The 18959-nt window shown below is 68.2% G+C and carries 16 protein-coding genes; 5 read left to right on the top strand and 11 right to left on the bottom strand.

The features are described from left to right. Together murJ and AX744_RS01520 are read right to left on the bottom strand one after the other, a co-directional pair. On the bottom strand, positions 1-1287 hold a 1287-nt coding region (gene murJ / locus AX744_RS01515), incomplete at its 3' end, for a murein biosynthesis integral membrane protein MurJ (protein WP_061015199.1). Further along, positions 1280-3502, bottom strand: a complete 2223-nt coding sequence (locus tag AX744_RS01520; protein ID WP_061015200.1) for a DUF6049 family protein — start codon at positions 3500-3502, stop codon at positions 1280-1282. The genes AX744_RS01520 and murJ, both read right to left, overlap by 8 nt. A gap of 97 nt (positions 3503-3599) precedes the next feature. Here AX744_RS01520 and AX744_RS01525 point away from each other — a divergent pair, with 97 nt between their 5' ends. The 5 genes from AX744_RS01525 to AX744_RS01545 all read left to right on the top strand — a co-directional run bounded on the left by AX744_RS01525 (position 3600) and on the right by AX744_RS01545 (position 9412). Next, positions 3600-5111 (top strand): DUF7059 domain-containing protein, encoded by a 1512-nt coding sequence (locus AX744_RS01525; RefSeq protein WP_197429141.1) that lies wholly within the window; start codon positions 3600-3602, stop codon positions 5109-5111. A 28-nt stretch (positions 5112-5139) separates the two neighbouring features. Next, positions 5140-6195: an LLM class flavin-dependent oxidoreductase gene (locus AX744_RS01530; protein ID WP_046747955.1), complete on the top strand. Its 1056-nt coding sequence runs from the start codon at positions 5140-5142 to the stop codon at positions 6193-6195. A 111-nt stretch (positions 6196-6306) separates the two neighbouring features. Further along, positions 6307-6957, top strand: a complete 651-nt coding sequence (locus tag AX744_RS01535; RefSeq protein WP_061015201.1) for a dihydrofolate reductase family protein — start codon at positions 6307-6309, stop codon at positions 6955-6957. Between the two features lie 35 nt (positions 6958-6992). After that, the gene (locus AX744_RS01540; protein ID WP_061015202.1) at positions 6993-7415 is read left to right on the top strand and encodes a GNAT family acetyltransferase; all 423 of its coding nucleotides are present in this window, start codon (positions 6993-6995) and stop codon (positions 7413-7415) included. A 50-nt stretch (positions 7416-7465) separates the two neighbouring features. Next, entirely contained in the window at positions 7466-9412 is a 1947-nt protein-coding gene (locus AX744_RS01545) for an MSCRAMM family protein (RefSeq protein WP_061015207.1), read from the top strand. A 20-nt stretch (positions 9413-9432) separates the two neighbouring features. Here the strand turns inward: AX744_RS01545 and AX744_RS01550 are convergent, their stop codons facing one another. From AX744_RS01550 to AX744_RS01590, 9 genes are all read right to left on the bottom strand, one after another. Next, on the bottom strand, positions 9433-11199 hold the full coding sequence (locus AX744_RS01550; protein WP_061015203.1) for an alkaline phosphatase family protein: 1767 nt from the start codon (positions 11197-11199) through the stop codon (positions 9433-9435). 41 nt (positions 11200-11240) lie between these two features. After that, positions 11241-12284: an ABC transporter ATP-binding protein gene (locus tag AX744_RS01555; protein WP_061015204.1), complete on the bottom strand. Its 1044-nt coding sequence runs from the start codon at positions 12282-12284 to the stop codon at positions 11241-11243. Beyond that, positions 12284-13084 carry an ABC transporter permease gene (locus AX744_RS01560; RefSeq protein ID WP_218867878.1) on the bottom strand — a complete coding sequence of 267 codons (801 nt, stop codon included), beginning with the start codon at positions 13082-13084 and terminating at the stop codon, positions 12284-12286. The genes AX744_RS01555 and AX744_RS01560 overlap by 1 nt, the downstream gene beginning before the upstream one ends. Positions 13085-13086: 2 nt before the next feature. Beyond that, positions 13087-13914, bottom strand: coding sequence for an ABC transporter permease (locus AX744_RS01565; RefSeq protein ID WP_046748493.1), 828 nt, complete (start codon positions 13912-13914; stop codon positions 13087-13089). Further along, positions 13911-14993, bottom strand: a complete 1083-nt coding sequence (locus AX744_RS01570) for an ABC transporter substrate-binding protein (protein ID WP_046748494.1) — start codon at positions 14991-14993, stop codon at positions 13911-13913. The genes AX744_RS01565 and AX744_RS01570 overlap by 4 nt, the downstream gene beginning before the upstream one ends. 41 nt (positions 14994-15034) lie before the next feature. Next, the gene (locus AX744_RS01575; RefSeq protein ID WP_017829890.1) at positions 15035-15505 is read right to left on the bottom strand and encodes a DUF3830 family protein; all 471 of its coding nucleotides are present in this window, start codon (positions 15503-15505) and stop codon (positions 15035-15037) included. Then, the gene (locus AX744_RS01580) at positions 15502-16260 is read right to left on the bottom strand and encodes a gamma-glutamyl-gamma-aminobutyrate hydrolase family protein (RefSeq protein WP_058630969.1); all 759 of its coding nucleotides are present in this window, start codon (positions 16258-16260) and stop codon (positions 15502-15504) included. The genes AX744_RS01575 and AX744_RS01580 overlap by 4 nt, the downstream gene beginning before the upstream one ends. Beyond that, complete coding sequence (locus AX744_RS01585; protein WP_061015205.1) at positions 16257-17747, bottom strand: aldehyde dehydrogenase family protein; 1491 nt, start codon at positions 17745-17747, stop codon at positions 16257-16259. The genes AX744_RS01580 and AX744_RS01585 overlap by 4 nt, the downstream gene beginning before the upstream one ends. Positions 17748-17862: 115 nt before the next feature. After that, on the bottom strand, positions 17863-18888 hold the full coding sequence (locus AX744_RS01590; RefSeq protein ID WP_046748496.1) for an Lrp/AsnC family transcriptional regulator: 1026 nt from the start codon (positions 18886-18888) through the stop codon (positions 17863-17865). Between the last annotated feature and the right edge of the window lie 71 nt (positions 18889-18959).

Consider the following 18959-nt stretch of genomic DNA (forward strand, 5'->3'; position numbering starts at 1 on the left):
GAGCGCGACCGCAGCGGCGAGCGACGTCAGAGGGATGATCCCCGCCTCTCGCATGCCGAGGGCGACGAGAGCGGTGACGACGATGAGGACGCACTGGATGATCGTGAACCAGAACGGGGTCCGGGTGTCGTCGTAGGCGTAGAAGGTTCGCTGCACGATGAAGAGGATCGTGAGGGGGATGAGTCCGACGAGGTAGGCGATGAGCACCAGAGCAGCCGCCTGAGCGTCGTCGGCGGAGTCAGTGAATACACGGGATGCGGGGATGGCGGCAGCGGCGACGGCGGCGGCCGCTGCCACGATGAAGAACAACAGGGTTCGAATGCTTCGTGCGATGTCAGCCCGGACCTCATCGTCGCGTCCGGCGGCGGCGTGGCCGCTGATCTGGGTGAAGTACGGAGTCCCGATCGAGAGCACGATCACCGAGTACGGCAGCATGAAGATCAGCCAGGCGTTCGCTGTCACCGTGGCGGAGGCGCCGAGACCGGCCACCTCACTGACGATGTACCCCTGAAGAACCCCGGCGGAGAGGCTCGCGAAGGCCATGAGGAACGTCCAGCCCGCCAGGCGACCGACGTTGCCGAGCCCCACCCCTCGCCAGTGGAAGTCGGGTTTCAGTGCGAGGCCGGTGCGACGCCAGAAGACGAGGAGGACGACCGCCTGGAGCGCGATGCCGAGGGTGGCAGTGGCGCCGAGCAGGGTGATCATCTCCGGCGTCCAGTCGGAGGCCTTCGTGGACACGGGACCGAACAGTGCTCCGAGCGCGAGGAAGCCTGCGATGGACACGATGTTGTTGACGACAGGAGCCCAGGTGAACGGACCGAAGATCTTTCGTGCGTTGAGTGCCTCGCCCAACATGGCGTAGAGGCCGTAGAGGAGGATCTGCGGCAGGCACCAGTACGCGAGTGCCGTGGCGAGGGCGAGAGTGGACTCGTTCGCCTTGCCGGCGACCAGATGCACCAGCCATGGAGCTGCTGCCGTCGCGAGTCCCGTCACCACGACCAGAACGACCGTGCCCAGGGTGAACAACTTGGAGATGAAGGCGTTGCCGCCGTCGGCGTCCGCCGTCGCCTTGACGATCTGCGGGACGATCACGGCCGTGAGGATCCCCACGGAGATCAGGGAGAACACGCTGTTCGGAAGCTGGTTCGCGTAGGTGAACGCGTCGGCCGCTTCGGATGCGACAGATCCGAGCACACCGACGAGGACGATGCTGCGCAGGAGCCCGGTGACGCGTGAGACGAGGGTGCCGGCGCCGATGATGGCGCTCGCCCGGCCGAGGCTACTCATTCGTATCCGGGGTCGAGGACGTGTCGTGGGCCGATGACGTGCCGTTGCTCGGTGTCCCATCCGGTCGGGCGTTCACGGCGTCCTCTTCCAACGACTCGATCTCTGCTTCCACAGCCGCCTCCTCGGCGGCCTCGCGGCGCTTGCGGCGGACGGTGCGGATCACGCCGAGCACGATGAGGAGTGCGGCGAGGCCCCCGAAGACGATGAGGCCGATGGTCTCCCACTCCGCTCGTACAGCCACCCTGATCTTCTGCTGATCCTGGATCTGCACGCCGGTGGGGCTGTAGAGGCTGAGGCGCAGGTCGACCTCGCCGCTGCCGACCCGTGCGGACACCGGGACCTTGACGCGCTTGGTGGAGTTCGCCTCGACGACCGTCTCCGTCACCGGCTTCACCTCGAGTCGAGGGTCGGTGGGGGAGACGAACAACTGCACCGTCACCGGCCACGGCAGGTCGTTGCGCACGGCGATCGGCAGATCAGCGTTGGCGGTGAGCAGTTGGATCGTGCTCGACGGGGGGATGCTCACGGCGGCGAGCGTCTCCGAGGTGCGCTTCTGGTGCTCCTCGACCTTCTTCGCGAAAGCCTTCGCCGACGATCCGACGGACAGCGTCCGGAGGATCCTGATGCGTTCAGGGCTCAGCAGGACCTGCGGGTCAGCGAGGATCGACGAGAAGGCGGTGAGCGTTCCCTCGTCGGTCAGGAGGGTCGTCACCGCTGCCGCACGCGCGGGATCGGCTTCCGATGTGAGCGCGGCCGATGCGGGCGGGGTGGCGCGCAGTGCCGAAAGTTCGAATCCGATCGAATCGGCCGTCGAGATCGCGTCCCGCAGCGCGTCCGCATTGCGGTTCTCGTCGCGGTCGAGCCCGATCAGCAACGGGGCACCCCCTACGCGGCTCTCAGCCAGTGTCAGGAGCGCGGCGGCTTCGGCCAGGAGCCGTTGACGATCGACGGAGTCGGCCTCCGCGGCGACCTGGGAAAGAGTCTGCGACAGGCCGCTGTCGGTGACCAGGAGGTCGTGCCCGCCGACGGTGGCGTGCGCGGCGCTCTGTCCGCCCAGCGCTGCGGAGGAGACGATGGTGCTCGTCCCCTCACCCAGGTAGCTCGCGAAGGTGTCGAGATCCTCTTCTCGCAGCTCGTCGTCCGGCCACAGGATCTGAGGGAGCGCGCCATCGATCGCCGTGAGCTCCGCGTCGTCGGGCAGCTGAGGAGTGCCGGTCGGGCTGGGCGTCGGGCCCGGTGTCGCGGTCGAGTCCGCCGTCGGCGACGACGTGGCAGGCGTCTGCGGAAAGTCGGCGGGGTTCAGGAACGTCGCCAACGTCGTCGGCTGCAGCAATGCGGGTAGACCCGCCTGCGCTTGCGCCGTCGCATCCGCATCGCCGAACTGCAGCGCGAACCGCGTGTTCGGCAGAGCTTCGAGTCGGTCGAGCCACTCCCGGGCGGTCTCCGGAGCCGCGGAACCGAGAGCGCGGATCGCGGCGAGAATGGCGGGATCGACGGCGAGCACCGCAGTGGTGCCGGCCACACCGTCGAGCTGAGCGGTCAGGGCCCCTTCGGGTCCGGTGAGAGTGCTGAGTTCCTCCGCGCTCAATAGCACGCCGTTGTCGGGGGTCGCCGTGAGCGGAACCATCACGCCGACCTGAGCGGTCTGGGAATCGGCGACGACGAGCACGCTGGTCGCCGTGGCCTCGACCGTCGCCGAACGATCCTCAGGTGTGTTCACCGTCTTGGCACCCGTGAGCTCCGCCCGCAGCGGGTAGACACCGGGGGCGAGGGCGCCGAGGGTCTCGGCAGGGACGAAGACCGTGGTCATGCCGGAGGCACCGGCGTCGAGCGCGGCCGTCGTGTCGGAGCCGATCGTGTCGAAATCGCCCGGCGCCTCGCCCTCATCGAGCCAGTTCGTGACGGAGGCTTCGTCCGTCAGGGGAGTCCTGCTGAGCTCCACCTGCACCTGACCGCTCGACAGCTTCGATTCCGTCTCGTTCTGCACCGTGAGCATCGCCGTGGTGGAGGAGCCGGGGGCGACGAGGCCGCGCAGACCCGCGGAGACATGGAAGGCGACGCTCGCTTCCTCGTCGGAAGCGGACCCGCCGGCGGCGACGGCCGTGCTCGGTGCGACGACCGCGCAGGCGCCCAGCACGATAGCGAGGACGGCGGTCCTGCCGGCGAGCCTTCGCAGGCGCGCACGGAGGCCGTGCTCGGGGGTGATGGCGGTCATGAGGGTCTTCCTCGAACGCCCGGAACGGGGCTGCTCGTGAGTACTGACCTCCTGATTCTAGGAGGCACAGGGAAGGAGAACCCTGAAGACGCGTAGAGTGACGGCCGTGTCCGACACCCCCGCACCTCACCCAGACCCTCTTCGCACCTCCGCGCTGGCCGCTGATCTCGATGCCGCCGACTTCCGGTCCGCACCTCTCCGTCGCCTGTGGGGCGAGGAGGCGGACGACGCCCTCGCCAGGGGGATGCGCGAGCCGATCCTGCGGGCCATCGCCGAGGACTCCGGAGTCCTGGCCACCCTCGGCCGTCTGCTGGTGCTCGGCATGAGTCAGCCGCGTGCGGCGGTCGCCGCCGCGCTGCCGAACCTCGGAGTGGACGGACTCCAAGCGCTCGGACTCGCCACCGCGGATGCCGAGACGGTAACCCCGACGGCCCTGTTGCGTCCGCAGTCCTTCGTGGATGCCGAGGGTGTCGGCGAGTGGTGGATCGCCAGCGACCTCGACGAGGTCGCCCTCGACGGCCCTCTCCCCGCCGATCATGTGCTCGGCGTCGGTGGAGCCTCGCGCACCCTCGCCGAGACGATCGTGCCCATCCAGGTCGATCGCGCTCTCGACCTCGGCACCGGGTGCGGGATCCAGGCGCTCCTCGTCGCCCGTCGTGCCGGCACGGTGGTCGCGACCGACATCTCGGTCAGGGCACTGGCGTTCGCCGAGCTCAACGCGCGGGTCAACGGGGTGACCAACATCGAGTTCCGTCACGGCAGCATGTTCGACCCCGTCGCGGGCGAAGCGTTCGATCTGATCGTCTCCAATCCACCGTTCGTCATCACACCGCGGGTGGAGGGCGTCCCCGCGTATGAGTACCGCGACGGCGGACTGGTGGGCGATGCCCTCGTCGAGCAGTTCGTGCGGAGCGCTCCGGCCCATCTGACGCGGAACGGAATCGCGCAGCTGCTCGGCAACTGGGAGTCGCGGGCAGGGGTCACCGGTCTCGCCCGTCTGGAGGCCTGGGTGCCGAGCGAGCTCGACCTCTGGGTCGTCGAACGGGAGGAGCTGTCGCCGTTGGGGTATGCCGAGCTGTGGATCCGCGACGGGGGCATCACCCCGCGTGACCCGGCATTCACTCCGTTGCTGACCGCCTGGCTCGATGATTTCGCCGCCCGCGGCGTGACCTCGATCGGCTTCGGTTACGTGCTGATGCGTCGAGGTCTGTCGTCCCCTCCACTCCGGCGCACGGAGCGGATCTCCCAGCAGGTGTCGAACGTCGGTGCCGCGCTCGGAACCGGGCTTGTCGCGCATGACGCGCTCGCCGAGGGGATCCCCTCGACACTGCTGACGGCGCCCGATGTCACCGAGGCCCGCCACCTGCTGCCGGGGAACGACGACCCCAGCGTCATCGAACTGCGACAGGGTGGCGGTTTCGCGCGCACCGTGAACGTGGACCCTGCGCTCGCCGGGTTCGTCGGGGCCTGCGACGGCGACCTCACCGTGGTGCAGATCGTCTCGGCCCTGGCCGACCTCTTCGAGGTTCCCCTCGCAGACCTGTGGGCCGAACTCGAGCCCCGCATCAGATCGCTCGTGCTGGACGGCATCCTCGTACCGGGGGAATAGCTGAGGGATACATGCGTTGGAATAGATCATGAAGGCTTTCGGATTCCTCTCCTTCGGGCACTATGCAGACGTGCCCGGCTCAGCGACCCGCACCGCGGGCGACATGCTGAAGCAGACCATCGAGATCGCCGAGGGCGCAGACGAGATCGGTGTGAACGGCGCCTACGTGCGCGTGCACCACTGGGCGCGTCAGGCCGCCTCGCCGATGCCCCTGCTGAGCGCCATGGCCGCGCGCACGAAGCGCATCGAGGTCGGGACGGGCGTGATCGACATGCGCTACGAGAACCCGTTCCAGTTCGCCGAGGAGGCCGCCGCTCTCGACCTGATCTCCGACGGCCGCATCGCCCTGGGCGTGAGCCGCGGTTCACCCGAGACGGCTCTGCGCGGCTATGAGACCTTCGGATACGTCGACGAGGAGGACACCGAGCGGGGCAGCGTGATCGCTCGGGAGAAGTTCGACCTGTTCCTCCGTGCGATCGACGGCGAAGGCATCGCCCCCGGAGATCCCCGCATGGTGGGTGCCGGCCGCTACCTCGCGATCGAGCCGCAATCCCCGACCCTGCGCGACCACATCTGGTGGGGATCAGGTTCGCGTCCGACGGCGATCGAGACCGGCCGCAAGGGACTCAACATGATGAGTTCGACCCTGGTGACCGAGGCCACAGGGCAGCCTTTCCACGAGTTGCAGCGCGAGCAGATCGACCTCTTCCGCTCGGCCTACAAGGAAGCAGGGCACACGGGCACGCCGCGCGTCTCCGTCAGCCGCAGCGTGTTCCCCCTGGTGTCCGACATGGACCGCGCCTACTTCGGACTTCGCAGCGAGGAGAACGCCGATCAGATCGGCATCATCGACGGATTCCGTTCCACGTTCGGCAAGACCTACGCGGCAGAACCCGACGTGCTGATCGAGCAGCTCCGACAGGACGAGGCGGTGATGGCGGCCGACACGCTGATGCTGACCATCCCGAACCAGCTCGGACCCGAGTACAACCTGCACGTGCTGGAGTCGTTCGCGAAGCATGTGGCTCCGGCGCTCGGGTGGAAGCCGAACACGGAGGGTCCCGTCCAGGGCGATCCGGTCTGAGCGGGATCGCCGACCTTGACACGAGTCGCTTGACACGGAGCGTTGGAGCACTGACGCTGGGGAGGCTGCGCCGATCGACGCAGCCTCCCTTCATGCCTTCGGAGGCAAACCATGACCCGTGTTCGCGTCGATCTCAACATCTCGCTCGACGGCTTCGCCACGACGACGGACCAGACCCCCGAGAACCCCTTCGGTGAGGACTGGGGCCGGCTGACGGCGGCGTACACGGCCACGCGCACGTTCCACGAGCGTGTCTTCCTCGACACCAGCGGGACGGGAACGACAGGCGTCGACGAGAAGTACGCCGCGCACTACTTCGAGAACATCGGCGCCGAGATCATGGGCGCCGGGATGTTCGGGCTCCACGCCAACCCGGACGACCCGGACTGGCGCGGCTGGTGGGGCGAGGAGCCGCCGTTCCACGCCCCGGTGTTCGTGCTGACCCACACCCCGCGGCCTTCGATCGAGTTCGCCAACGGCACGAGCTTCCACTTCCTCTCTGCTTCTCCCGAGGAGGCGCTGCAGAAAGCGGTCGAGGCGGCCGCCGGAGCGGACGTGCGGATCGGTGGAGGACCCACGACCGTGCGCGAGTATCTGCGCGCGGGGCTGGTCGACGACCTGCACGTCGGCATCACCCCGATCCTCATCGGCAGCGGGATCCGACTCTGGGACGACCTGCGCGGACTCGAGTCCGGTTACCGCGTCGCCTCGGAGGTCGCGGAGTCGGGCGTCACGCACATCACCTTCTCCCGCGAGGATTGACGCCCGCAGCAGGGCGGGTCTGGGAGGCTGGACCGGTGCGCATCCGACCCTTCCACCCTGAAGACACCGATGCCGTCGTCGCCCTGTGGGAGGCGGCGGGGCTCACGCGGCCGTGGAACGATCCTCGGAAGGACATCGCCCGGAAGCTGACGGTGCAGCCCGAGCTGTTCGTCGTGGCGGAGGACGAGACGGGGCGCATCCTCGGCTCGGTCATGGCGGGCTACGACGGGCATCGCGGGTGGATGAACTACCTCGCCACGCAGCTCGACGCGCGAGGACTCGGAGTGGGCAGGGAGCTCGTGGCCCACGTTGAGGCCCGTCTGCGCGACCTGGGATGCCCGAAGGTGAACCTGCAGGTGCGTTCCGGCAACGCGCAGGTGGTCGACTTCTACCGCAGGCTCGGCTACGAGATCGATGACACGGTCGACCTGGGCAAGAGGCTCATCCCCGACGTGTGATCGCGGAGAATTCCCTTCTCGACGATCCGGTAGACCAGTACTCTGACCGCATGCGTCTGCGTCGTAGGGGGATCATCGCCGGAGTCATCGGGCTCGTCGCCGTGCTCGTCGGCGCCATCCCCGCTGTTGCCGCCACCACGTCATGGGCCACTTGGCAACCGCTCGCGGGCACTGCAGGTGCCTTCACGACAACAGTCCAGGTGGCACCCCACCCTGCACTCACCGCCACCATGACCAGCGATTCGCGCGCAGGCCAGGTCGGCGTGATCACCGGTGCATCCACGTGGCTGGCCGAAGGGACCCCCATCGGAGCCGAGTACGGATCCAGCAGGGATCAGCCGTACCTGAACTTGCGGCCCAGGGCCGACAACGCCACGAGCCCGTCGACGACGACCTATTCGTTCGCCGCGCCGACCCCGACGTCGGGCTGGGCCTTCGCGTTGGGTGACATCGACTCCGACAGCGTGCGGATCCATGCCGTCGCTCCTGACGGGCACGTGCTCACAGCGGCGGAGATCGGCCTCAGGGACCTCTTCAACTACTGCGCTCCCGGGGTCGTGGGAAAGCCCGCGTGCACCGGCGCGGTCGGCGACGTGCCGACATGGGATGCCGCGACCCTCACCCTCACCGGGAACGCGGCAGCTGCCGACACCAACGGATCCGCGGCGTGGTTCGAGCCGTCGACTCCGATCCGCTCCCTCAGCTTCATCTTCACCCGGCGATCCGGTCTTCCCGTCTACCAGACGTGGTTCGTCTCGGCTGCGAATGACATCCGAGGATCGGTCGTCGACGTGGACACCGGGGCGCTGGGCGGTGTCGCCCTCGCACTCACCGACGGCAACGGCACGATTGTGGGCAGGACGACCACCGCGCCGGACGGCACCTACTCGTTCCCCGGGTTCATCGCCACGGACGGCTACCGGGTGAGTGTGACGGCACCGCAGGGCAAGATCGCGGTCGGTGAGACGACGACGTCGGTGAACCTCAGCAGCGGCAATGCGGAAGATGTCGACTTCACGGTGCGCGACATCGTGCCGTCCCCCGTCACCGGGCGCGTGGTGGACACGGAGGGAAACCCCATCGCCGGCGTCGTCGTGACGATCGACGCACAGACCAGGACCACCGACGCCGACGGCAGATATTTGTTCGACATGGTCCTCGATGGGCTGCAGGAGGTGACCATCGCCGTTCCAGCCGGGTACGCCGTCGACACGGCGCCGCCGGGCTTCGTGGTCCCGGCGGACAACGAGGATCTGATCACACTCACCGACTTCGTCATCGAGGCGAACCCGAGCCTGAGCGGGGTCGTCCGATGGAACGGCGGCGGTGTGCCAGGCGTCACAGTCACGGCCGTGCAGCAAGGGGGCGGCACCCTCACCACGGTGACAGGCGCGGATGGAGGCTACACGTTCCCCCGCCTTCCGGCCGGCAACTACACGGTCACGATGACGACGCCCGATGGCTACGCCGCGACATCTCCGCTCAGCCGCACAGCACCGGTCGCGGAGATGGACGTCACAGGCGTGGACTTCGACCTCGCCCGGCTGGGGGCGCTCGACGGCACGGTGCGCACCGACGGCGGTGAACCCGTCGGAGGTGTGGTGATCGATGTCTCCGGTCCCGTCTCGGCACAGCTCACGACGGGTGCCGACGGCACCTACAGTCTCGGCAGCCTCCCTCCGGGCAACTATGAGCTGATCGTGCGCGCGCCCGAGGGCACCACGATCGTCGGGGCGGGAACCCGCAGCGTCATGATCTCCGATGTCGGCGAGTCCGTCGAAGGACAGGACTTCACCCTCGCCGCGGCCGTCGTCCCACCGTCGCCGTCGCCGTCACCCGAGCCGTCGACCGGGAGCTCGAACAGCAACGGCAGTGGTCGCCTTCCGGCGACCGGCCTCGGTGCCGAAACGTTCGCCTGGGCGGCAGGTGGTGCCGCGGTGATCCTGCTCGGGGCGACTCTTCTGGTCGTCGCCCGCCGTCGCGCCGGCCGGAAGTAACGCGGCGCCCGCTTTCGTGGTCAGCTGCCCTCGGGCGGTCCGAACAGCTCTTCGCCGTGCTCGTGGAGGAGCTTGTAGGCGTCGGCGAAGGTCTCCGGTTCCGGCTCCCCAGGTTTCCCGTAGCGCGCGAGGAGCAGGCCGAGCAGTCCGCGTGCGGGCGGAGTGAGCGGCTTCAGCTGATCCTTCTCACCGGGCTGGGGTGCCGTGTCCTCCGGATTCGGAGGCGTGTACGCGGGCGTGGTCACCGGCCAGTCGGACGGGTGCCGGGGTTTGTCGAGATTCACCACGTTCAGGAGAGTGTTCGCCGACGCGTCGCGGTCGTTGAGCGGCTTGAGTCCGTGCAGGCGCGAGAGGGTGGCGGTCACCGAGCCGTGATGCATCTCGTCGTGGATGATGCTGCCCCGCTTCGTGTAGGCCGACACCGCGATGGCCGGGACACGGCAGCCCAGTCGATCGAACGTGAAGCCCATCTCGCCCGGCCCGGTATCGCGGGTGGGCTTCGTCACGGCGGGCGGCGGCACGTGGTCGTAGCAGCCGCCGTGCTCGTCGAAGGTGATGAGCAGCAGAGTGTTGACGGCGTTCGACCCCTTCGGGGAGGCACTCGTGCGCACCGCCTCGTAGATGTCGTGGATGAGCCTGTCGCCCGCCCGCACATCCGAGATCGCGCTGTCGAACACGGGCTCGCCGTCGACCTCGCTCTCACGCGGCGACCCGAAGGGCGGATGGAAGTCGTTGTGGTCGTAGACCATCCGCGGCTCGATGAAGGCGTAGGCGGGGAGGGTGCCGGCCTTCGCCTCGGCGTAGAAGTCCTCCATCGTGCCGAAATGGTCGGTACGCCAGTACTTCTCCAGGACCGCGGCATGCAGCATCCCCGTGAACGAGACGAGCTGGAGCTTGTCGATGTAGATCTTCCAGCTCACCTTCTCGTCCTCGAGCCGGTTGAACACCGTCGGCGCGGCCGGTGCATCCAGCCATTTCCGGTAGCCGCCGCCGGCCTGATTGGTCACGAAGCCGTGAGACGTGGAGGCGTGGAAGAACGAGCGGTTGCAGAACGTCTGCGATGGCACTCCGGCATACCAGTGGTCGAACACCGCGAACTCCGCGGCAAGCGTGGACAGGACGGGCAGCATCTCGGGCGAGAACGAGCCCATGATGTGCGCCGCCTCTTCGGGCTTCGGGTCGACGCCCTTGCGTAGACGCCGGAAGTTGATGATGTAGTCCTCGAGAAACCCCGACATCGTCGCCTTCTCGCCGTGGGTTGGGGCGTTGAAGGGGGCGGTCATCTCGTCGACGAAGAGGTCGGCGTTGGTCTTCGGGTCGACCGTGCCGAAGATCTGCGTGTTGACGTGCGGATACTCCTCGCCCGGATCCGGGTCGGGGAGGCTCATGATCCGGTCGGTGTCACCGGTGTACACGTGTGCATCGACGACCGTGCCATCGGACGAGGTGTTGCTGTACGAGCCGAAGTCGAGCCCCTCGAACGTCTCACCCTGCGGCAGGGTCTGCTTCGAGTAGAGGTAGCCGAGCAGGTTGTCGAACGAGCGGTTCTCGCCCATCACGACCACGAGATGGTCGAACCCCGGCTCGCTGCGCGGAGTGAGGGCGGCGAAGGGGTCGGCGTCGGCCGCGAAGCCGTCACGTGCATTGCCGGCGATCGACGCGCCGATCGCTGCCCCACCCACGCCGCCGACGACCGCGCCCGCGAGAGCTGCTCCGCCGACCTTGAAGAATCCCCGGCGGGAAGCATCGCGGGGAGCATCGGGGGAGGGGGACTCTTCTTCGGCCATGTCGCGATCCTACGACCGCGGGACGGTTGCCGTAGGGAGGACTAGGCGGCGGCGATCCAGAGCACGGCGCCGTCGCGCCAGCCCAGACCGGCCCTACCCTCAGGGATCGGCTCCTCGTGCCGCGGGCGGACGACGCGCATCCGCTTACCCGCAAGCTCCACGATGTAGACGATGTCGGCGCCGCGGTAGACGCGCGCGACGACCTCGACGCTCACCGGGGCATCCGCACCCACGACGGGGGAGAGGCGCAGGTCCTCCTGGCGGAGCACCACTTCTCCCGCTCCATCGGGACCGGCGCCGGTCATCGGCACCTGGATCGTGGTGCCGTCGAGGGTGGCCACTGCTCCGGAACGGGTCGCCGGAAGCAGGTTCGCCGCGCCGATGAAGTCCGCGGCGAAGGGGGTGCGGGGAGCACCGTAGAGCTCGGCGGGTGCGCCCTCCTGCTCGATCACGCCCGCGTTCATGAGCACGATGCGGTCGGAGAGGCTCATCGCCTCCTCCTGGTCGTGCGTGACGAACACGGTCGTGAGCCCGAGCGTGCGGTGCAGCTCCTTCAGCTCGACCTGCATGTCCTCACGCAGACGGGCGTCGAGGTTCGACAGCGGCTCGTCGAGCAGCAGTACGCGGGGCTCGAACGCGATGGCACGGGCCAGAGCCACGCGCTGCTGCTGTCCGCCCGAGAGCTGCGCAGGCATCCGATCGGCGAGGTGGCCCATCTGCACGCGCTCCAGCGCCCGCACGGCGAGCTCCTTCTGCTCGGCCTTCGACTTCTCGCCGGACATCCGCAGGCCGAAGCGCACGTTCTCGGCGACGCTCATGTGCGGGAAGAGCGCATAGCTCTGGAACATCATGCCGAGGTGCCGCTTCTCGGGCGGGAGCTTGGTCACATCCTGCCCCGCGATCTCGATCGTGCCGCTCGTCGGCGACTCGAGGCCCGCGATGCAACGCAGCAGCGTCGTCTTCCCGCACCCCGAGGGGCCGAGCAGGGAAACGAACTCTCCGGACTGCATGGAGAGATCGATGCCCTTGAGCACCGAGGTCCCCTTGAAGTCCTTGGTGAGTGAGGTGATGGTGAGTGTTGTCATCAGACGAACAACCTTCCCAGGCCGATGATGCGTTCGAGCACGATCATGAGGACGACGGTGAGCAGGACCATCAGGGTCGAGACGGCCGCCACGGTGGGCGACGTGCTGAACTCCAGCTGGCCGTAGATGGCGATGGGCAGCGTCTCCAGCTGCGGGGTGCGCAGGAAGAGGGCGATGACCGCATCGTCGAACGAGATGTTGAAGGCGAAGAAGGCGCCGGCCGCGATACCGGGACGGGCGATGGGGAGCACGACCAGGCGATAGCGATTCCAGGTGCTGGCGCCGAGGGTGCGCGCCGCCTCTTCCGTGAAGTGGTCGGCGCGGGTCATCACCCCGGTCACGGTGCGCATGACGTAGGGGATGGCGATCACCACATGGATCGCGATCAGCACACCCACGTTCGGCGCTCCGATCGTGAGGGACGAGATGGACAGCGCCCCGATCGCGAGGATGATCGTGGGGATCGTCAGCGGCGACATCAGCAGACCCTGGATGGCGGCACCGCCGGGAACCTTGAAGCGCGTGAGCGCGAGCGCAGCCGCGGTGCCGATGGAGGCGGCGACGATCGCGACCGTGACGCCGACCAGCAGGCTCAATCGGAACGGCTCGAGGTAGGTGTCGGAGGTGAGCGCCTCGACGTACCAGTCGAGGGTGAAGCCCTGACCGGGGAATGTCAGGAAGCGGTTCTCTCCGATGGAGGCACCGGCGACCACCATGAGCGGCACGAGCATGTAGAGCGTCACGACGACGCCGAGGATGATGGCGAGGACCCTGCCGAGGATCGGAACGGAACGGACCATGGTCACACCTTCTGCTTCCCGAGTCGGGACGTGGCCGCGAGCACGAGCATGACCCCGGCGAACAGCAGCACGGCCTGCGCGGCCGCGAACGACCAGTCGAGGTTGGTGGTCGCATCGATGTAGATCGTCTGGGCGAACACCGGGATCTGCGCTCCGCCGATGAAGCGCGGGGTGATGAACGAGCTCACCGAGAGGACGAACACGAGCGAGGCGCCGGCCACGATGCCGGGGATCGCGAGGGGGAGGACGACGTGCCACAGCGTGCGCCAGAACCCGGCGCCGAGGGTGCGTGCAGCTTCTTCGAGCTGCGGGCGGATACCCGAGATCACACCGAGGATGCTGAGCACCGCGAACGGCAGGAGCACCTGGACCATCGCGATCACGACGCCGGTCTCGGTGCCGAGGAAGCCCTGTGTGCCCCCCACGAGGAACTCGGCCCCGGGGATCTTCATCAGCAGCCCTGACGGGCCCATCAGGACCACCCAGCCGAACGTGCGGACCACGACGCTGGTCATGAGGGGCAGGATGACGACGATCAGCAGGAAGGAGCGCACCTTCGAGCCGGCGCGTGCCATGACGTAGGACAGCGGGATGGCGATGATCAGCGTGATCACCGTCTGGATCACCCCCAGGCGGAGCGAACGGAGCGCCGCCTGGAGGTGATATTCACTCGTGAACAACCGGGTGAAGTTGTCGAGGGTGAACCCGCCTGCCGACGACTGCACGCTCATGAGGAGCATGCCGGCCACCGGGGTGACGAAGGCGAGCGCGAGCAGCACGATCGCCGGCAGGAGCAGGAGCCAGGGCTCCCTACGGGTTCGCACACTCATTTGGTGATCAGCGCATTCCACTCATCGGTCCAGGCCGGTCGCGAAGCCGCGACATCGCCGGGAGCGTAGACGACGACCGTCTCGAGCTCGTCGCCCGTCAGCACGTTGTCAGCGGCTTCGTCGGAGAGCTCGGTCTTGGTGTTGACCGGCGAGTACCGCATGTTCTCCGCGAAGACGGCCTGCGCTTCGGGGCGCAGTTCGAAATCGATGAAGAGCTTCGCGAGGTCGGGGTTGTCCCGGCCTTCGACCACGTTCGCCGTGATGAGAGAGGCGGTGACGCCCTCTTCCGGGACGATGAACTCCACCGGAAGGCCCGCGTCCTGCAGCGTGCCGGCGTAGTCCATCGCGTACGGTGCGAGCCACGTGTCGCGCTGTGCGAACGCGGTCTGCAGATCGGGCGAGGTCGGGACGACGATCGCGTCACCCGACGACGCCAGCGCACCCAGGTCGGTGATCGCCTGCGAGGTGTCGTCGATCCCGCCGCCGAGGGCGTCCGCGACACGGAGCATCGAGAGCACGCCGTACGTGTTCGAGAAGTCCGTGAGTGCGACGTGACCGGCGTAGGCCTCGTCGAACAGGTCGAGCCACGAGGTGGGCGCAGGAGCGTCGGCCTCGGTGTTGTAGACGAGTCCGATCGGTGCGAGCTGGATGACCGGGCCTTCACCGCGCTCGAGCCCGGCGGTCGCCAGGTCGATCAGGTCGCCGGTCTCGGAGAGGTCATCCGCGGCGATCGGGGCGATGAGCCCCTGCTCCGCAGCGGTGAATTCCTGCCCGCCGGAGAAGTGCACGACATCGATCTGCGGGCTCGCCTTCTGGGCGGTGACCTGCGCGAGGGCGTCGGCGCTGTACAGCGTGATCAGCTCGACCTTGGCGCCGGTCTCCTCCTCGAAGGGATCGACGACGGCCTCGATGAAGGCCTTCTCCCAGTCGCCGCCGAACGACGTGACCACGATCGTCTCGCCGGCGAACTCCTTGTCGCCGCCTGACGCTGCGGTGTCGTCACCGGTCGAGCATCCGGCGAGGACGAGGGCACCGGTGGCGACGAGCGCTCCGGCGGTGAGGATTCTTCGGGTATTCATGCACTGCTCCTTCGGGATGGGTCCAGCACTGAGTGAACGCCTTAGACCAGGCGTCCGATGGTGAGCTGCTTCGCTCCGTCGATGCGGATGGCCGCGCTCTCCTTGGCGAACTCGGCGAGTCCTTCGGTGATGCCGCCCCAGATGTTGACGGGTGTCCATCCGAGCGGGCCGAGAGTACGGGCACCACGATCGTAGAAGACGCCGATCTCGTACCACTCGAACGGCAGGCCGCCCATCTGCATGGGACGCTGCCAGTACCACTGCAGGTCACCCGGCGCCGGCACGACCTGCTGGTTCTCGAACGGTACCTTCTCGGGGTCGAAGTTCTGCGCCTCCTCGGGAAGGCCGACCATGACCTCGGGGCCCGCGTACATGGCGTGCATCGCCTGCATGGTGACCGGCTTCTCCAGCGCACCCCACATGGCCTCGCACGTGCGAGGGGCGAGGTCCTCGAACAGGGTGGCGACGGCGCGGACGCCGTTCTCGTACTCGAGGAAGACCTGCTTGGTCATCGTGTTCCTTTCTCTGCCGCGGGGTGTTCCGCTGCTCTTTCACGGGCGGCCGAGACGAACGCCGCGAACAGCGGCATCTCCTCTGCGGCCTCATCGGGGGCGATCATCTTCTCGGGGTGCCACTGCACAGCCCAGAACGGCCAGTCGCCGTCGGCCTCCACTGCTTCGACGATCCCGTCCGGTGCCCAGGCGACCGGGCGGAGGCCGGGTGCGGGGGCGTCGATCGACTGGTGGTGGATGGTGTTCACGGTCCGCTGTCGGGTGCCGTAGAGCGAGGCGAGGCGACTGTCCTCGGCGAGGAGGACCGGGTGCCGCGCCGCGAGCTGCTGGTCGGCGCCGCGCACCGGCTCGTGGTGCTCGGTGGCCGGGATGTCGACGAGGAGTGTGCCCCCGAAGGCGATGTTGCTCACCTGGAGCCCGCGGCAGATCGCCAGGACGGGGATCCCCCGGCGCCGAGCACCGAGTGCGAGCGCGATCTCATAGCCGTCGCGGGAGGGGTCGTAGTTCTTCCCCTCCTGCGGCTCGGCACCGTAGCGGGAGGGGTGCACGTCCTCGCCGCCGGAGAGCACGAGCCCGTCGAGGCGGTCGAGCACCTCGTCGACCCCCGCCGTGGGAGGCAGCAGCACGACCGCACCGCCGGCCGCCTCGACGGGCGAGGCGTACTCGGTGCCGAGGGTGTGCGCCGGGCGACCGCTGCCCAGGTCGGTGTCGATGGAACGGCGCCAGGTGGTGATGCCGATGAACGGGCGGGTCACGAGAGCTCGATCCACGTGGTCTTCAGGTCGGTGAACTTCTCGAGGGCGTGCAGGCTCTTGTCCCGTCCGAAGCCCGACCCCTTGACGCCGCCGAAGGGGATCGTCATGTCGCCCTCCTCGAAGCAGTTGACCCAGACCACGCCAGCCCGGAGCCGCCGAGAGAGGGTGTGGACGGCGTTCAGATCGTTGCTCCAGAGCGCCGCGGCGAGGCCGTACTCGGTGCCGTTGGCGATGGCGAGCGCGTCTTCCACGTCGTCGTAGGCGATGACCGAGAGCACGGGTCCGAAGACCTCGCGCCGGGCCACCTCGTGCGCGGGCGTGACGCCGAGCACGACGGGGGCGAAGTAGCTGCCGCCGTCGACGGCCTGGAATCGCTCGGCGCTGCCGGCGGCCAGCTCCGCGCCCTCGGCCTGGGCGCGCTCGACGAAGCCCGCGATGCCCGCGAGCTGCTTCTCGCTCACGATCGCCCCCATCGAGGTGGACACGTCGAACGGGTCGGCGGGAAGGCTCGTGCGGGCGACCTCGGCGGCGATCTCCAGGGCGAGGTCGCGCTGGGAACGCGGTACGAGCAGCCGAGAGGATGCCGTGCACATCTGGCCCTGGTTGTAGAAGCAGCCGTCCGCGGTGGCGCGGACAGCACGCTCGAGATCGGCGTCCGGCAGCACCAGGCTCGCGGTCTTGCCGCCGAGCTCGGGCCAGACGCGCTTGCCGTTCGACGCGGCCGAGTAGCCGAGGAACATGCGGCCGACCTCGGGTGAGCCGGTGAAGGTGACGACGTCGACGTCGTGGTGCTCGCCGAGTGCGCGACCGGCGACCTGCCCGGTGCCCGGTGTGACGTTGAGCACGCCGGCGGGGATGCCGGCCTCGTGGGCGAGCTCGGCCAACCGGAGTGCGGAGAAGGTCGTGTGCTCCGCAGGCTTGAGCACCACGCTGTTGCCGACCGCGAGTGCCGGGGCGAGCTTCCAGGCGGTCATGGTCAGGGGGAAGTTCCATGGCACGACGGCCGCGACGACGCCGGCCGGTTCGCGGGTGACGAGCGCGAGGCTGTTCGGGGCGGTGACGGGCATCTCGTCGAGCACCTTGTCTGCCGCCTCGCCGTACCAGCGGAAGCAGTTGACGACGGCGCGGAGCTCGGTCTGCAGCGCCTCGCGCACGGGCTTGCCCATCTCGAGGGAGATCGTGAGGGCGAGTTCTTCGGCGTTGTCGTGGATCTTCTGCGCGAGGGCGATCAGCAGCTGGCCGCGCTCCCTGGGGGCGATGCGCGACCAGGCGCCCGAGTCGAAGGCCGTGCGAGCCGACCGGACGGCGCGGTCGACGTCGGCGACGGATGCGGTGCTGATCGGCGGAAGGGCACGACCGTCACGGGGGCTCACCGGGATGAGGGGTGCAGCCGAGCCCTCCTCCCACACGCCGTCGATGAACATGCGCGTGCGCAGGGGCAGGGTCGCGACGCGATCCGCCCAATCGTCTCCAGTAGCCGTGAACACGGTGGTCCTCTCCAGGGGTGATGGCCCTGGAGAGGATACTTGCTCTATTTCGCCACTAGGTCAAGCTGTTAAGAACGATCTCGCCATTTCGTTACATGTCAGTAACAGAATCAGACTACAAGCGGATCGCGCCGGTCGGCATATCGTTGGCCAGCGCCTCGGGTGCCTCATCGACGATCAGCGATCCGCGCAGCACCGGAGTGATGACCACCAGCGACTCCACGACTTCGAGGCCCTCGTGACCGGCCACCGCCGGGCCCGTGAGGAAGTCGTAGAACTCATCGGCGTCCTTCACGAGCACGTTCGCGAGCAGCTGTGAAGTGCCCGTGGTGGCGGCGATGAACTTGACCTCGGGCGCGGCCGCCAGAGCCGTGCCGACCTTCTCGAGGCGCGCCATCGGCACCCGAAGCCACACGAGCGCCTCGAGGCCCAGTCCGAACAGACTCGGCACGACCTCGGTGCGCGGATGCATGAGGCCTCGACGGCTCAAGGACTCCATGCGACGCCGCGTGGTCGTCACGTTCAGACCCAGGGAGCGGGCGAGCTGAGCCACCGGCATCCGCCCGTCCTTGAGCAGCAGTCGGATGAGGGCCTCCTCGTCCTCACTCAGGGAGTCGGCGGGATCGACCTCGGAGCCGGAGGACTCGTCGAGCATGCGGGCCTGCTCGTCGCTGAGAACCCCTGCACGCCAGTCGTGCCCCGACCGGAAGAACTTCAGCACCGTCGTGACATTGATCGAGTCGATGCCCTCGAGCTCGGGGAAGTCGGTGAACAGCAGCTCGCGGATCGAGGCGTCATCGTGAGGGAGCAGCATCCCGGCGATGTCGCTGCTGCCCTCGAGCACCGAGACCGAGGAGGCATCCGCGCGCCGGGCCAGGGTGCGCGCGACCTGCCACAGCGCGTGGGGTTCCGTCGTGATGCGGAAGAGCACTGCGCGGGCATGGAGCACTCGGGCGGGATCGACGTATGTGGAGACCCGCACCAGTCCGCGGTCGAGCAGCCGTTGCCCTCGCCGGGCGACCGTGCGCTCGGGCAGGTCGACCACGCGGGCGATCTCACCCCACGACGCGCGGCCGTTCACCTGCAGAGCCGCGGCGACGATCCGATCGGTCTCGTCGGCCATCACATCGTTCGCGGGCACGTGCTCTCCTTCACCGGGGACTCGGTGGAAGGTTATCTCAGTCGGCGGTGCCGTCGCGTGGCGGGGAGGGC

It is taken from the genome of Microbacterium sp. CCH5-D1 (genome assembly GCF_001557335.1).
Taxonomy (GTDB): Bacteria; Actinomycetota; Actinomycetes; order Actinomycetales; family Microbacteriaceae; genus Microbacterium; species Microbacterium oxydans.